Below are 13,604 nucleotides of genomic sequence, written 5' to 3'. Positions count from 1 at the left end.
TTATGACATCGCAAGCGGTCGCACTATGCGACCATTGCGGCTATGGCTCCGCGGCCCTCCCCACAGACCGAGCGGGTGGTGACCCTGTTCGAGCAGCTGGCGGGTGACGCGAGCCGGGGGTTGACATTGGCCGAGGTGTCGCGCCAATTGAGCGTCCACAAGGCCAGCTGCCACTCGATGCTGTCGGAGTTGCTCCGAGCCGGCTGGCTGCTGCGCGACCCGGTTCGCAAGACCTACCACCTCGGGCCCGCTCTGGTCCGCCTCGGCCGAGAGGCGGCGGGGCGCTATCCGGCCCTGGTGCTGGCCGGGTCCGCGATGGCCGAACTGTCGGCTGCGACGGGCGCCCACTGCGTTGCCTTCTCGGTGAGCGATGACTACTCCACCGTCGTCGATCAGGTCCGAAGCCGGCACGGCGGCGGTCATCCGATGCCGATCGGCACCCAGTTCCCCCACCGCCCGCCGTATGGGGCGTCGACAGTTGCCTGGGCCGGGCCAGAGGCTCGCGAACGCTGGCTGGCCGCCCTGCCCGAGGACGTGCGCGATCGTTACCGCCGGGCCATCGCCGCCGCCCAGCAGCGTGGCTACGCGGTCGGCCTTCACCTCCTGCCCGATCTGCGCCTGCAGGAACTGGCGCTGATCGTGCGCAGCGCCGAGGTCCGTTCGACGCGGCTGAGCCAACTGGCGCAGGCACTGACCGACGAACTGATCCACCAGGAGGAGTGGTTCCCGATCAGCCTGGAGCCGGACCGCAGCTACGAGGTGAGCCACATCGACTCCCCGATCCTCGGGCCAGGTTCCCGCATCGCCCTGATCCTCAGCCTGGTCCCCAGCGCCGAGCCGATGAGCGGTGCCGCGGCCACCCGCATGGGTGCTCAGCTCGCTTCCGCGACCCGCCGGCTGAGCGCCGCCTTGGCCGAAGAGTCCAGTTAGCGTCGTTCTGGAGCCAGCCGCTTGAGCGCCAGCCCCCCTTCGAACGGTCGGTAGCCGAAAGCGGCCGGGGCGCGATAGCCCGTGTCCTCCAATGGGGTATGCACCTCGGCGACCGTGGGCCCGATCTTGGCGGCAACGGGCACCAGCGCATCGAGGTCGAACCGATACAGGCGACCAGCATTGCCGCCCAGGATCTTTCGGCAGGCGTCCTCTGGCCTGTCGTGCAGGGCCCAACGAATAGCCAACTTGGAGTGCGGCGCAAAGCCTTCCTCGTGGGGATAGTCACTGCCCCACATGATGTGGTCGGGACCCATGAAGTCGATCATCGCGCCGTCGAAAGGCATCAGCTCACTGGCCAAATAGCAGTTCCGCTGGACGTACTCGCTCGGGGTCATGCTCAACTGGTCGACCGATGATCCGCCGAACATCCCGTAGGTGCGGTTGTGGGCCTCGGACTTCATGGTGGGCACCATGGCGTCGAGGATGCCGAGTTGCGCGGGCACCCACAGCGTGCCCTGCTCGGTCGGCACGAATCGCAGCGTCGGGTAGCGCTCGAACACCCCGGCCAGGATCAGGTGACCGAGTGTGCGCTGCGCCCAGATCGCCATCTCGGTGATCAACACCGCGTTGGACGCCGGCTGGTCCATCGGCATCTCGGGGCTGCCGGCACCCGCGTGCTGCACCAGCGTCAGGTCCAAGTCGGCGCACAGCGCCCAGATCGGTTCGTAGCGCGTGTGAAAAAGCGGGGCCACCTGGGGGTCGCCGGGTGAGACCGCCGGAATGAGCACGCCACCGAAGCAGTCCTGCTCGGCGCCCCAGCGGATTTCTTCCAGCGCCAGCTCGACGTCGTTGGGAAAGATCTGGATCAACCCGCGGCGCCGGGCGGGGGCCAGTGAACAGAAATCGATCTGCCACCGGTTGTGGGCCTGCACACCGGCCCAACGCTTTTCAAATTCCTCACGTGTGCGGGGCAGGCTGATGGTGATGTTCGGGGAGGTGGGGAAGAACGGCGGAATGGTGTTGGGCAGCAGCACCTCGGCGGCCACCCCGTCGGCGTCCATCTCGGCCATCCGCAGCTCGTGGTCCCAGTTCCGGTTGGCGGTGGCGATGATCAGGTCGTCGAACGGGCTGGCGTAGGCCTCGGCCCAGGCATCGAACTCATCGTGGAGACGCGCCGGCAGATAAGGTTTGTAGTCGTAGAGATCCGCCCCGGCGTGCGTATCCGTCGAAATGACGACATAGCGATCCAACGTGTCCCAGGTTGTAGCCATCGCACCTCCAGCGGTATGTGGAGTATAGGAGAAACGGGTCGGGTCGCGAAGGGCTAATCCCTTGCGCCGCCTTACGGCGCGATCGGCCGCTTGAAGAAGCAGGCGACGGAAAAGGCTCCGCGGTGGTCGGCGTCGAGGCCGACCATTTCCCACCCCTGGCGGCCGAGCTCGTCCGCTCTCAGCCTCATCTCGTCCATCGCGGTGTCCCCCTCCCGGTAATCCCACGTGTATTCCCACTGCTGCGGATACCATTTGCCGTCTGAGGCCAGCCACCATCCGGGGCCCGGCGAAGGATTGTTCATGTGGTCGTAAGTACCACAGGTGGCGGCGGACCGGGCACCGACCGCTACGGCGCGTACGCCCACCCGAGAAAGATGTTTTGCGTGTCGTAGGGGCTCGGTCTTATTTCCCGGATGTGCGGCGGGGTGAAGTAATTTGCCGTCAGGTATTGGCCGTTGCCCTCGCTGAGCATGACGTGTCCGGTGCCATGGTCGAATCCCGGGTTGCTGGTAAAGACGAGCGCGCCTTCCGGGATGTTGTCGGGGCTGGTGTGGATCAGCCCTTTGCGGTTGAAGTCGTTGAAAGCGTCCATCGCCGAGGGGTATCGGAACGCGTGGTTGTAGGCCTGCTCGACAAACGCCTCGCATTGCACCGTGTTGTTGGGGTCCGCCGCCATTTGGTCACGCGCCCAGGCGAGCGCGTGCGCCGCCTTATCCTCGCCGGTATTGGAAGCGGGCGCTGCTGCGCCGCCACCGCCGCAATCGGGACCAAGCGCGTCGAGAGTGCGGGTGTCGATGTCGACGTCGGCCACGTAATGACCGTCAGTTGTCTTGTACCAGAGGCTGTCCCAGCCTCCGTTGGCGATCTGGTAGCTGAAGAAGCCCTTCACCGGCTCGCCCGCGGTATGACAAACGAGAGTCAGGACCTGCCCGGCGTTGTAGACGCCCTCTTGGGCTGACTTCGAGTTGGGGCCGGTCATGCGGTTGGTGGTCGGCGCTTTGACGGTGGCGGTCGTTTCGGCGTGTGCGGGCGCGGCACTGGGCAGAGCCACGGCAAAAACGGCTGCCGTCGCGGCCGCGATTGCTGCTTTCATTGCTCGGTCTTTCTGCCACGTCCCTATGAAATTGATCGGAGACGCTACACCAGCAGCAAAGGTTGTGTCTTTGAAATGCTCAATGACGCAAAAGGTAACCCCGGCCGATTGTGCTCCCATGACCACACAGCGAGGCCGTCTCCCGCGGCGAACCGAAACGCTTATTCTGGCCAGCGCCACTTCGGGCGGCGTCCTAAAGAATTCTTGCGAATGCCCCTACATTGATGGGTCGGCTTAATTACCATGCGCTTGGAAACGACCCGGTTTGAAGAGGTAAACCATGCCGAAAACCGTTCAAGAGAAATTGATCTATCAGCCCCCCGCGCAAAGGGTGGCAACGATCTTGGGCGGCTCGGCAATCGCGCTGATTGCGGTGCCATACACCTCAGTGCCGCGTCTCTCGAGGTACATCTATGGCGATCGAGCAGGGGTGCCCGGCGTCGTCGATCGGCTGCCGGCAGCGCTCTTGGCCGACCTGGGCGTCATCGCTGGCTACTTCCTGGTGCTCGGCGCGTTCGCGTGCTACTTCCGCGCTTGGGCCGTCTCCGCCACTGGTCGGCTGGTGGCGGGGTATGTCATTGCGGGCGTATGCATTACGGCTGTGGCCGACCTCGTCGAAGATATATTTCTTTACCTGACGCTGCACTTCCAAAAGTCCGACATATTGATCAATGCAACCTCTGCGGCCGCGACCGTTAAATGGAGCGCCTTGGTGGCGGCGCTCTGCGGGATACCCGCCGCGGTGGGGATTGTGTTTCGCAAGGCGGCTGCGTGGTCACGGAAACGACGAGCTGCATCCTCGAAAGGCACCAGCCCCGATTGGTGGAATCACGTGCTCATCCCCACGGAGCAAACGCGAGTGCGGGCACCGGGCTCGGCCGGGCCCACGATCACCGAAGACGAATGGAGCTGGGTCGAGGCGTACAACGTCCCCGGCGCCAACGAGGTGCTCGAAAGGCGGGGCAAAGGAGAAAAGGCGCAGTCCATTTGCCTGTCCGGCGGCGGGGTGCGGTCGGCCTGCGTAGCGATGGGCGCATTGCAGGAATTCTCCAAGGAGCCCCCGATCAAGACGTGTCCAGATCAGGAGGAGCGGTTCGGCAAGGATGTAGAACCCAAGCTGATCGATTGCGTCGACTACGTGATCTCCGTATCCGGCGGCGGCTATACCGCTGGTGCGCGGTTGCTGGCCGTCCGGCCGCTCAAGGATGACGCGGACGATTCCAACAACGTCCTGGTGTCAGAGCGATTCGAGAAAGGATCGGTCGAGTTCGATCATTTCCGAAGAGGCTCAAGCTATATCGCCGACTCCCCGGCAGACCTTGTCCGCGCGTTGGCTCAGGTGCTGAAGAACTTACTGGCCTCGATGACGATCCTGTTCACGGTTCCGGTGTTCATCGGATACGTGTTCGGGTACCTGCTGGCGCGGCCGCAGTTCTCATTCGCAGCCATTGTCCCCGTGCCAAACCCAATTGTGGATGAGGGGTTCAAGCAAGGCCACCGGGACTATTCATTGTGTCTCACGAGCCACCTCGCGTCGTGGTTTGCAGTGGCGTTCTTTGCGGTTTTGGCCGTGTCCTTGACCACCTGGGCGATTGTCGTTGAATTGTTCGGCTGGGAAGAGCGCAGCGAGGCCAAGAAGATGAAGCTCCAACGTCTCGCGGTAGGCAGTGCCGTATTCGGGTTGTTGGTGCTTGCCGTCGCCGTCGGTTTGCCTGCGCTGATGCGGCTGTGTTCGACGTTGAGTCTGCACGCCTCCGACCATCCGGGCGCGGCGGCAGCCACCTTCTCTGGCGTGATCGGCCTGAATTACCTGGCGGCGGTCGCGGCGATGGCCTGGAAGAAGCGCTCCGCCGTATCCGAAGAGGCAGCGAAACTGTCGTCGTGGAAACGGCTGCTGCCCCCCGGCGTTGTCCCGCTGGTCTTGGTGGCGCTGACCCTCGCCGTCTTGCTGGTCGCGTGGCTGGCCACCTTGGGCATCTTTGCTGCCGCCGTGTTCCGAAACGTAACGCTCGACGGGTTGGAGGGAACCTCGCGTTGGGTGCCCAATCTCTGGTTTGTGGGGGTATTGGCCGCCACCATCGTCTGGATCGGCTTTGTGGACGTCACATCGGTGAGCCTGCATCCCTTCTACCGGCAACGGTTGGCGCGCACATTCGCTGTCCGGCGCACCCGGGCACCTGGGGGTGGCTGGCAGGCGAAACGGTATGAGGAGATCGAATGGACGTGGCTGCCGCGCTACGGCCGCGTTCCGAACGGCAGAGGCCCCAGGTTCATTTTCGCCGCCGCGGCAACCATTACGGGACAAGGAAAGCCAGCACCCGGACTGAACGCCGTGTCCTATGTGTTGAGCGGCGAGTACATCGGTGGGCCGGAGCTGGGATGGTTCGACACTCAGAAACTATTCGAGGAAGCGCCGCCACGCATCAAGCGCGACCTCACCGTGGTCGCCGCGGTCGCGGTGAGTGGCGCGGCATTCGCCTCCGCGATGGGCCGTTACCAGAAGGGATTCGAGAAGCTGTTGGCCGTCTCGGGTGCCCGATTGGGCACCTGGTTACCGAACCCGAACTTCGTCGCCAAACTCAGGGACGCAGAGACCGGTGGCGACGAGGAGAACCGGAGGCCCTGGCCCCAGTCACTCCCTACCATTCGCGGAGCCGGGTACTTCTACCGCGAACTGTTCGGCTTCAACTACAACGATGCGCGATTGGTCCAGATCACCGATGGCGGACATTACGAAAATCTCGGGCTGGTTGAGGCACTGCGCCGACGCTGCCGGCTGATCTTCTGCTTCGATGGTGGTGGCGATGCTCCCCCTCTGCTCAGCGGCCTGGCTGACGCGATGCGGTTGGCCGAATACGAGTTGGGCGTGACGATCACGTTCGACTCAGCGGATTACCCGTTGAACCACCTCGCGCCCGGCTCGGGAAAGCTCCCGGATGGGCACGCGTTAAAGAGCTTGCAGAGCCGAGTCACCAAGAAAACGGTGGCGGTGGGCACCATCAAGTACCCGCCCGCCTCCGGCCTACCGGAGGATGACCGAGAAGGTGTGCTGATCTTCGCGAAAGCCGTGCTCTGGCAAGAATGTCCAGAGTGGCTGTTGACATACGCCGCATCGAATGACGCGTTTCCCCACGACCCGACGTCCGATCAATGGTTCAACGAAGGACAGTTCGCCGCCTACACGGCACTCGGGCGGATCGTCGGACGACATGCCTACGAGTGCGCGAAAGCACTTCGGGGAAAATCGATCTGAAGCCATCCCGCTCTCCGTCGACCGGACCATTCAGCAGTGCGCGGCCCAGTACCGCTGAAGCGGGCAATAGGTCGAATGCGCGAGGGTCACCATGGACTGGGCGTCTCCGAACGTAACGGCCCTGGGGTCCAACTCCGCGTGGATGTCTTGAGCGATCTGGTCGTATGTCCACCCCCACCCGAGATCGTCACAGATGAGGCGCGCCATGGCCGTCTGGGCGGCGTCGTGGCCGGGTGGCCAAAATTTCCGGCTTTGCGGGCGACTATTCTCGGGGAGCCGGATTCCGACCGTCCGTCACGGGCCGGGAGGCGGCGGTGGCGGCGGAGTCCACCGGCGGCCGTCCGTCGTCCACCCACACGGCAGCCAGTTCACCTGTGCGCCGTCGAAGGTGAGGCATTTCGGCGTGCCGGGCGGTGGCGTGGGGCCCGGCGACGGTGGGTCGGCGTGAGCGGTAGCCCCGCCGAGCATCAAAGCCCCAACGGCCACAAATATCGCTGCCGACTTCCTCATCGCGACTCCGGTGAATCGGAACTCACCAAAGCGATGGTCGCTAGCCTTCGGCCCCCGCGTTCACGGTGAAAATTTTAGTCGCCCTGGCCTCTTTAAGACCTTCGGAATTCCTGCCAATAGGCGGTACGCGCGCGCCTTCGGCGACAGATGCGGCTACCCCCAACCCGCGCCCAGGGTGAACCGTGCGAAACGGCGTCGAATAGTAAAGTTCACGGCCATGGGTGGCCGCGACGCCGCGAAACAGCGAGCGGTGCGATGCAGCTCCGGTACATAAGCGTCCCGGCGCTGATCGCCGAAGCCGGCGGTGACCCCTGGGCGATCAACCAGAGCCTGCAGGCCGGTAGCCCGTTTCAGATTTCCAGTCTGGCTGAGGCTTTCCACCAAGCGGGCCGCTGCACCCAGGAGGCGAACGAGAGTTTCGAACAAGCCCGCAAGCGCTTCGACGCCGCCTGGAATCACCAGAACGGCGATCACCCGATCAACGACTCCGCCGAGGTCCGGCGCGTCACCAGAGCCCTCGGCGCCCAGTCCCTCCAGCTGCCCAGGATCGGCGCCAACCTGGAAAACATCGCCGCCGCCCTGGCCGAGGCGCAAAAGGCCGGAGCCGGCGAGATCAGCACGCTGGAAACGCAGCTGCAACAACTCGACGCCTTGATCGGCCAGGCCGTCGAAATGGAGAAAGACACCCACCTCAGCGCGGCCGACAGGGACGCGCTCGACGCCCTCATTCACGCTTGCGAAGACGACGCCATCAGCGACACCAAGGCCGCGCTGGGCCAGCTGCGGTCGCTGCGCAACGGCTACTCGGCCACGTTGCAGAAATCGCTGGGCGATCTGCGTGCCGAGGGTTATGACCCGGAGTCGCTGCGGCAAGTCGATGCCGACACCCAGATCCCGCCGCCGGGCAGCAACGCCGAGGATGTACACCGCTGGTGGACGTCACTGACGCCCGAGCAGCGGCAGCGCTTCATCGCCGAAAACCCGGACCAGATCGGCAATCTCAACGGCGTGCCGGTCCTCGCGCGCAGTGAGGCCAACATCGCCGTCATGACGCGAGACCTCGACCGGGTGCGTGACATCGCGGGCCGCAACGGCGTATCCGTGGACGACGTGATGCGCGATCCGGCCAAATACGGCCTGTCGGCCACCGACGTCACCCGCTACCAGAACGCCAACGAGACCAAGCAAGGCCTCGACCACGACGCGGGTAACGATCCCCTACATCCCAATCCGACCTATCTGTTCGCCTATGACCCATTGGCGTTCGGGGGCAAGGGGCGCGCGGCGATCGCCATCGGCAACCCGGACACCGCGAGGAACACCGCGGTGATCGTGCCCGGCACCAGTAGCAGCGTGAAGGGCGGCTGGCTGCACGACGGCCACAACGACGCCATCAACCTCTTCGGTCAGGCCAACGCCGCCGACCCCAGCAACCCCACGGCCGTCATCGCGTGGATGGGCTACGACGCCCCCAACGACTTCTCCGACGTCCAGCGCATCTCCACGCCGGAACTCGCGCGGACCGGCAGTGCGGCGCTGGCGCAGGACGTCAACGGGTTGTGGGCGACTCACCTCGGCGGCGGCCAGCACGTCACCGTGCTGGGTCACTCATACGGTTCGACGACGGTCGCCGACGCCTTCGCCATGCACGGCATGCACGCCAACGACGCTGTGCTGCTTGGTTGTCCGGGCACCGACGCCGCCAAGAGCGCTGCGGACTTCCACCTCGACGGCGGCCACGTTTTCGTCGGGGACGCCTCGACCGACCCGGTCGGGATGCTCGGGCAGCTAAATGGCCTGAGCAAACACTTCTTCGGCGGCGATATCGTCGGGCAGGTGATGGGCACCGACCCCGGTCTCGGGGCCGACCCCGCCGTGGACGGCTTCGGATCGGTACGCTTCCACGCCGAGGTGCCCGGCTCGGACGGCATCGATCCCCAAGACCATTCGCATTACTACTATCCGGGAAGCGAGGCGCTGCACAGTATGGCGGACATCGTGTCGGGCCACGGCGACGCATTGGAAGCCGATGGCCTGACGGCCGGACACCGCTACCAGATTGGTGGCGTCCAAATCAGGATCCCCGGCCTGCCTCCGGTCACCGTGGGCCCGCACACTCCGTCGGTCTTCGACCCGGAGTGGAACCGGCCACCAGATTCTGTCACCGACAATCACTTCTTCGATGGCCAGCACCATCATTGAGCGCCGGTGGCGGCGGTCGTGGCAAGCAACGCTTGTCGCCCTGGCGGCCGTTGTCACGCTGTTGATAGGAGGATGCGGTCTCGTGTCGCCCAAACCAGATTCCACCGGTTCGTCTCATCCGGTCGATGATTCCGCGCACCCCCTGACCGACGACCAGGCCATGGCTCAGGTCGTCGATCCGGCCAAACAGATTGCCGCCGTGGCCAATTTGCAAGGGGTCAGCGGGGGCTTCTCGTTCGCCTCCTGCAACGACCAAGGAGATCCGCCCTACATGGGCACCGTCACGATGAGCTTCCTCTTGCAGGGCGACCCCGAGGCGTACTTTCAGCACGTGCGCGCCGCGATGGTGGCTCACGGATGGAACGACGGGCCCCCGCCGGGACAGCACTACTTCGGCACCACGCTGAACAAGGATGGGGTGACGGCGAATATGGGCTACGCGCCATCCGACCACAGCTACGGGCAGATCATGCTGTACGGGCAATGCCGCAACACGACCGACCACCACCACGACGGCAAGACCAACTCCACCAACATCACCAGCCAGCTGAACGCGCGATGACGTAACCCACCGGCGAAATTCGCCAAGTCTTACAAGTTATTTTGCACCGCAATGATTTTCGTCAAGGGAGTAGAGTCGCGGGCATGAACTTGGTCGAGTGGCTGCGAACCCCGCACTATCTGCGGACGCGTTTGATGATGGAACGGCAACCGATAAGAAACCTCGAGATCGAGACCGTGTTTCTCGAAATCTCCCACCGCGAGGCGCTGCTGCGGTTCCCGGTGATGTTCATGCTGCTGCCGAGGCGTTCTCGCTCGTCACGTGAAGTCACCCCGCCCCGGGATCAGGACGGCGGACAGCCGAACGTCGACTAGCTGTGATGTCCAGGGAGGTTGGTCAGTCGTGTCACGGGTGGCTGGCCTCCGATGGCGGAGTGGGCTCGGTGATGATTGTAGAAATGCAGCCAGCCGGGCAGTGCGGTGTCGCGCTGTTCGGTTGACTCGTAGAGCTGGGCGTAGGCCCAGCCGTCGGCGAGGGTGCGGTGGAATCGCTCAATCTTGCCGTTGGTCTGAGGTCGGTAGGGACGGGTCCGCTTAGGGGTGATGCGCAGTTCGGCGCAAGCGTCGCGCCATGCGCTGGACCTGTAGGCAGACCCGTTGTCGGACAGCACTCGTTCAACGGTCACGCCGCGCTCGGCGAACCAGGCCACCGCGCGCTGCAGCACGCCGATCGCGGTGGCAGCTTTCTCATTGGTGCAAATCTCGGCGTAGGCCATGCGGGAGTGGTCGTCAATGACGGTGTGTACGAATGCCGTTCCGATCCTGGGACGCCAATTCTTGGCGGAGTCGCCGCGATTACCGGTGCGGTGGGCCGTCTGTATCGCGTTGTGCTTACTTTGTTGTCGGCTCACGAACTTGTGGCCGCCGCCGTCGGGAATGTTGCCGAACTTGGTGACATCGACGTGAATCAGCGCGCCGGGATGAGCGTGCTCGTAGCGGCGCAGTGGCTCACCGGTAGCGCGATCGATGGCCGACAGGCGGTTGATCCGACAACGGGTCAGCACTGCGTGCACAGTCGATGCCGGCATGCCCAAGCGTCCGGCGATCTGCACGGGCCCGAGCCGGTGACGCCACCGCACGCCGACTATCTGTCGCACGAGCTCAGGCGCAGTGCGGGTGGGGCTGATCCGCGGCCGGGAGCTGCGGTCAATCATCCCGAGCGCACCTTCGGCGCGGAAGCGGTCGGCCCACTTCTTGGCAGTTCGCGGTGCGACCATGAACATCTTGGCGGCCTCGGCGTAGGTCCAGCCACCCTCGACGATCAGCTCAGCGAGCCTCAACCGAGCACGCGGGGTCAAAGCAGCATTAGCGTGGGACACGAAGGCCTCCTGGTTTGTGAAGCGGTTCCTAGACAGCTCCACTTCACAACGGGAGGCCTTCACCTGTCACACAGGCTCACCGATACCAAACAGGACAACGTCCCTGGACATCACAACTAGCCCGTGGCTTTGCTGAGGTATTGCGGGCAGTAAGACTGCGTCGCCGCGCCGATGAAGTAGCCGGAATTGTTGTCAGTTAATCCGAGCGCACCTTTTACGTCGGACAAGGTCTGCGGCAGGGTCGCGCCATTGGCCCAGTCTTGGCAAACGCCGTGCCCGGCATTGACGACGGTCTGGTTCGACAGGTTGGCAAAGGTGATTCCCTGCTGTCCGAGCGCCTGCAGGAAAACGTCGTCCGTCGAGTCGGCGTTCGCGATCGGGGCGGCGCCGACGGCGATGCCCGCCAAAACGGCAGCCAGCCGGCCGGTTAACCGTGCCGAGTTCTTCATGGTGACTCCTCAGTGGGATTAAGTCGCTACAAAACCGAATGGTGAGTGTGTTTCGCCGCGCCGATGAGTTAATGCTTCGGCCACTCGATACTTTTGCACACGCGCCACTTCGACGCTCAGCAATCGGCAAACTCGAAATCAATCGGAGGACGCGCGAAACTCCGACCTAATTAACGGGTGCGCCAGTTACGCCGCAGCTATTGTCCGCGCGCAGCAATAGGTGTATAGAACGACGGATCGGCGTTGGGATCGGTAGCCGTCGGCGCGTGTGGACTTACCGCGACGACGCCACCGGTGGCGGCGCCGCAAGGAAGGAGGGACGCGATGAACACGACCCGCGGCCCGAAGCGCATGCTTGCCGGCGCGCTGCTGTGCGGCGCCATCGCGATCACCGGATCGAGCCTGCCCGCAAGCACCGCCCAGGCGGACACGGACCACTGTTCGACACGAACGGGGTGCTACCACGGCCCCGGGATGCGCTGGTGCCCGGGCGATTATGTGTGGCCGGGCTTGGCGGCCACCGGGTGGGACTTGAGCGTCTGTCACGTCTACCACCTGGCCATCTTGGACAATCCGAACGCTGACCCGAACGCGGTTGCCGACGGGCCCGGTCCCCCGCCGCTACCCATTCCGACCGAGCCGCGGCAGTGCCCGCCCATCGCTTTCATGTGTCCGTAGCCAGGTGGGGTACCGGCGCCCCATCGGGCATGCTTGCCGTATGCACCTCGTGAACGGCGTCCGTGACCCGGCGGCAAGTTTCCCCCTCGACACCCTCACCGACGATGCGGCCGAGCGTCGGCAGGCCAACCGGGCCGTCGCCGTCAGCGCCATCGGACTGGCGCTGACCGGGCTCGTCGGATTAGCCATCGCGCTGCTGTCCGGTTCGGTGGCGTTGCTCGGCGACGCGTTGCACAACCTGTCGGACGTCTCCACCAGCGTCCTGGTCTTCGTCGGGTTTAGGGCGTCGCGCAAAGTCCCCACCGAGCGCTATCCCTACGGCTACGAACGCACCGAAGACCTCGCGGGAATCGGTGTGGCGCTGGTGATTTGGGGCAGCGCTGCCGTCGCCGCCTTCGAAAGCGTCGACAAGCTGCTGCGGCACGGTGGCACCGGATACGTGGGCTGGGGCATCGGCGCGGCGCTGGTGGGAATCGCCGGCAACCAGCTGGTGGCGCGCTACAAGCTGGTGGTGGGCAGGCGGATTCGCTCGGCGACCATGGTGGCCGACGCGAAACATTCCTGGCTGGACGCGTTGTCGTCCGCGGGGGCGATGCTCGGGCTGATCGGTGTGGCGCTCGGCTGGAGTTGGGCCGACGCGGTCGCCGGGATCGTCGTCACCGGATTCATCTGCCACGTCGGCTGGGAGGTGAGCGCGGACATCGCTCACCACCTACTCGACGGCGTCGACCCCGAGATCGTCACGACCGCCGAGGCCGTCGCCGGCACGGTGCCGGGCGTCACGCACGCGCACGCCCGCGCGCGGTGGACCGGCCGGACGTTGCGGGTCGAGGTGGAAGGCTTTCTCGATCCCGGCACTCCCCTGGCGGAGGCCGATCGAATCGGCCGCCTGGTTTCCGCCGCGCTGGCGCCGCGGGTCCCCGAGATGCACAACTTCACCTGGACGGCGCGGGCCGCCTAGGCCCGCGCGGTCCAGGAATGGCTCAGTTGCCGGCCGTGCCCTCGGGCTTCGGGCCGCGGTCCTCGCCGGTGACGTACTTCGGGCAGTAGTGGGCCGCCGAGAGGTACGTGAACTTGGCCGCGCTGGCCCCCTGGAATGCCGGGTTCTGGTTGCGCAGTTGCGTCACGATCTCCGCGGACGACTGTCCGTCGTCGAGCAGGTCGCACACCGACTTGGCGATGGTGATCGCGTTGCCGCCATCCTGGTAGGTGATGCCGGCGTCGCGCAGGTCGGTGAGGAAGTCCTGATCGTTGTTGACGTCGGCGTGCGCGGGCGCGGCCAGGCCGATCGCGGCGGCGACGCTCGTCAGCACCAGTAGAAATCGCATAACGCAGCGA

At 64.8% G+C, this 13,604-nt stretch carries 14 protein-coding genes; 7 read left to right on the top strand and 7 right to left on the bottom strand.

Going from position 1 to position 13,604, the window contains the following annotated elements:
• Positions 1-42: 42 nt before the first annotated feature.
• Positions 43-930 (top strand): IclR family transcriptional regulator, encoded by an 888-nt coding sequence (locus tag KXD96_RS12975; RefSeq protein WP_260744928.1) that lies wholly within the window; start codon positions 43-45, stop codon positions 928-930.
• On the opposite strand, the gene KXD96_RS12970 is transcribed toward KXD96_RS12975, so the two are convergent.
• From KXD96_RS12970 to KXD96_RS12960, 3 genes are all read right to left on the bottom strand, one after another.
• Positions 927-2,201: an amidohydrolase family protein gene (locus KXD96_RS12970; RefSeq protein WP_260744927.1), complete on the bottom strand. Its 1,275-nt coding sequence runs from the start codon at positions 2,199-2,201 to the stop codon at positions 927-929. The genes KXD96_RS12975 and KXD96_RS12970 overlap by 4 nt on opposite strands.
• A gap of 71 nt (positions 2,202-2,272) precedes the next feature.
• A complete protein-coding gene (locus KXD96_RS12965) occupies positions 2,273-2,503 on the bottom strand; it encodes a hypothetical protein (RefSeq protein ID WP_260744926.1) in 231 nt (76 codons plus the stop codon).
• A 44-nt stretch (positions 2,504-2,547) separates the two neighbouring features.
• A complete protein-coding gene (locus KXD96_RS12960; protein WP_260744925.1) occupies positions 2,548-3,414 on the bottom strand; it encodes a hypothetical protein in 867 nt (288 codons plus the stop codon).
• A gap of 160 nt (positions 3,415-3,574) precedes the next feature.
• Between KXD96_RS12960 and KXD96_RS12955 the strand changes: the two genes are divergently transcribed.
• Complete coding sequence (locus KXD96_RS12955) at positions 3,575-6,547, top strand: patatin-like phospholipase family protein (RefSeq protein WP_260744924.1); 2,973 nt, start codon at positions 3,575-3,577, stop codon at positions 6,545-6,547.
• 30 nt (positions 6,548-6,577) lie between these two features.
• Here KXD96_RS12955 and KXD96_RS12950 read toward each other — a convergent pair whose 3' ends face one another.
• Positions 6,578-6,754, bottom strand: a complete 177-nt coding sequence (locus KXD96_RS12950; RefSeq protein WP_260744923.1) for a DUF732 domain-containing protein — start codon at positions 6,752-6,754, stop codon at positions 6,578-6,580.
• Between the two features lie 558 nt (positions 6,755-7,312).
• On the opposite strand from KXD96_RS12950, the gene KXD96_RS12945 reads away from it, so the two are divergent.
• From KXD96_RS12945 to KXD96_RS12935, 3 genes are all read left to right on the top strand, one after another.
• Positions 7,313-9,259, top strand: coding sequence for an alpha/beta hydrolase family protein (locus tag KXD96_RS12945; RefSeq protein WP_260745355.1), 1,947 nt, complete (start codon positions 7,313-7,315; stop codon positions 9,257-9,259).
• A complete protein-coding gene (locus tag KXD96_RS12940) occupies positions 9,240-9,821 on the top strand; it encodes a hypothetical protein (protein ID WP_260744922.1) in 582 nt (193 codons plus the stop codon). The genes KXD96_RS12945 and KXD96_RS12940 overlap by 20 nt, the downstream gene beginning before the upstream one ends.
• A gap of 83 nt (positions 9,822-9,904) precedes the next feature.
• The gene (locus KXD96_RS12935; protein WP_260744921.1) at positions 9,905-10,135 is read left to right on the top strand and encodes a hypothetical protein; all 231 of its coding nucleotides are present in this window, start codon (positions 9,905-9,907) and stop codon (positions 10,133-10,135) included.
• On the opposite strand, the gene KXD96_RS12930 is transcribed toward KXD96_RS12935, so the two are convergent.
• Both KXD96_RS12930 and KXD96_RS12925 read right to left on the bottom strand, forming a co-directional pair.
• Positions 10,132-11,139 (bottom strand): IS481 family transposase, encoded by a 1,008-nt coding sequence (locus tag KXD96_RS12930; RefSeq protein WP_260743936.1) that lies wholly within the window; start codon positions 11,137-11,139, stop codon positions 10,132-10,134. The genes KXD96_RS12935 and KXD96_RS12930 overlap by 4 nt on opposite strands.
• 116 nt (positions 11,140-11,255) lie before the next feature.
• Complete coding sequence (locus KXD96_RS12925; RefSeq protein ID WP_260744919.1) at positions 11,256-11,588, bottom strand: DUF732 domain-containing protein; 333 nt, start codon at positions 11,586-11,588, stop codon at positions 11,256-11,258.
• 324 nt (positions 11,589-11,912) lie between these two features.
• On the opposite strand from KXD96_RS12925, the gene KXD96_RS12920 reads away from it, so the two are divergent.
• Positions 11,913-12,266, top strand: coding sequence for a hypothetical protein (locus KXD96_RS12920; RefSeq protein WP_260744918.1), 354 nt, complete (start codon positions 11,913-11,915; stop codon positions 12,264-12,266).
• Positions 12,267-12,306: 40 nt separating this feature from the next.
• Positions 12,307-13,227 carry a cation diffusion facilitator family transporter gene (locus tag KXD96_RS12915; protein WP_260744917.1) on the top strand — a complete coding sequence of 307 codons (921 nt, stop codon included), beginning with the start codon at positions 12,307-12,309 and terminating at the stop codon, positions 13,225-13,227.
• 22 nt (positions 13,228-13,249) lie between these two features.
• Here KXD96_RS12915 and KXD96_RS12910 read toward each other — a convergent pair whose 3' ends face one another.
• Positions 13,250-13,594, bottom strand: a complete 345-nt coding sequence (locus KXD96_RS12910) for a DUF732 domain-containing protein (protein ID WP_260744916.1) — start codon at positions 13,592-13,594, stop codon at positions 13,250-13,252.
• Between the last annotated feature and the right edge of the window lie 10 nt (positions 13,595-13,604).

The organism is Mycobacterium sp. SMC-2 (assembly GCF_025263485.1).
Lineage (GTDB): Bacteria > Actinomycetota > Actinomycetes > Mycobacteriales > Mycobacteriaceae > Mycobacterium.
The sequence above is the reverse complement of the archived record's forward strand: the minus strand, read 5'-3'. Positions and strand labels throughout refer to the sequence as shown.

What these genes read in the sequence shown, in the direction of transcription:
- KXD96_RS12975 (WP_260744928.1), top strand. Translation starts at nt 43, where the DNA reads ATGGCTCCGCGGCCCTCCCCACAGACCGAGCGGGTGGTGACCCTGTTC.
- KXD96_RS12970 (WP_260744927.1), bottom strand. Translation starts at nt 2,201, where the DNA reads ATGGCTACAACCTGGGACACGTTGGATCGCTATGTCGTCATTTCGACG.
- KXD96_RS12965 (WP_260744926.1), bottom strand. Translation starts at nt 2,503, where the DNA reads ATGAACAATCCTTCGCCGGGCCCCGGATGGTGGCTGGCCTCAGACGGC.
- KXD96_RS12960 (WP_260744925.1), bottom strand. Translation starts at nt 3,414, where the DNA reads ATGGGAGCACAATCGGCCGGGGTTACCTTTTGCGTCATTGAGCATTTC.
- KXD96_RS12955 (WP_260744924.1), top strand. Translation starts at nt 3,575, where the DNA reads ATGCCGAAAACCGTTCAAGAGAAATTGATCTATCAGCCCCCCGCGCAA.
- KXD96_RS12950 (WP_260744923.1), bottom strand. Translation starts at nt 6,754, where the DNA reads ATGGCGCGCCTCATCTGTGACGATCTCGGGTGGGGGTGGACATACGAC.
- KXD96_RS12945 (WP_260745355.1), top strand. Translation starts at nt 7,313, where the DNA reads ATGCAGCTCCGGTACATAAGCGTCCCGGCGCTGATCGCCGAAGCCGGC.
- KXD96_RS12940 (WP_260744922.1), top strand. Translation starts at nt 9,240, where the DNA reads ATGGCCAGCACCATCATTGAGCGCCGGTGGCGGCGGTCGTGGCAAGCA.
- KXD96_RS12935 (WP_260744921.1), top strand. Translation starts at nt 9,905, where the DNA reads ATGAACTTGGTCGAGTGGCTGCGAACCCCGCACTATCTGCGGACGCGT.
- KXD96_RS12925 (WP_260744919.1), bottom strand. Translation starts at nt 11,588, where the DNA reads ATGAAGAACTCGGCACGGTTAACCGGCCGGCTGGCTGCCGTTTTGGCG.
- KXD96_RS12920 (WP_260744918.1), top strand. Translation starts at nt 11,913, where the DNA reads ATGAACACGACCCGCGGCCCGAAGCGCATGCTTGCCGGCGCGCTGCTG.
- KXD96_RS12915 (WP_260744917.1), top strand. Translation starts at nt 12,307, where the DNA reads ATGCACCTCGTGAACGGCGTCCGTGACCCGGCGGCAAGTTTCCCCCTC.
- KXD96_RS12910 (WP_260744916.1), bottom strand. Translation starts at nt 13,594, where the DNA reads ATGCGATTTCTACTGGTGCTGACGAGCGTCGCCGCCGCGATCGGCCTG.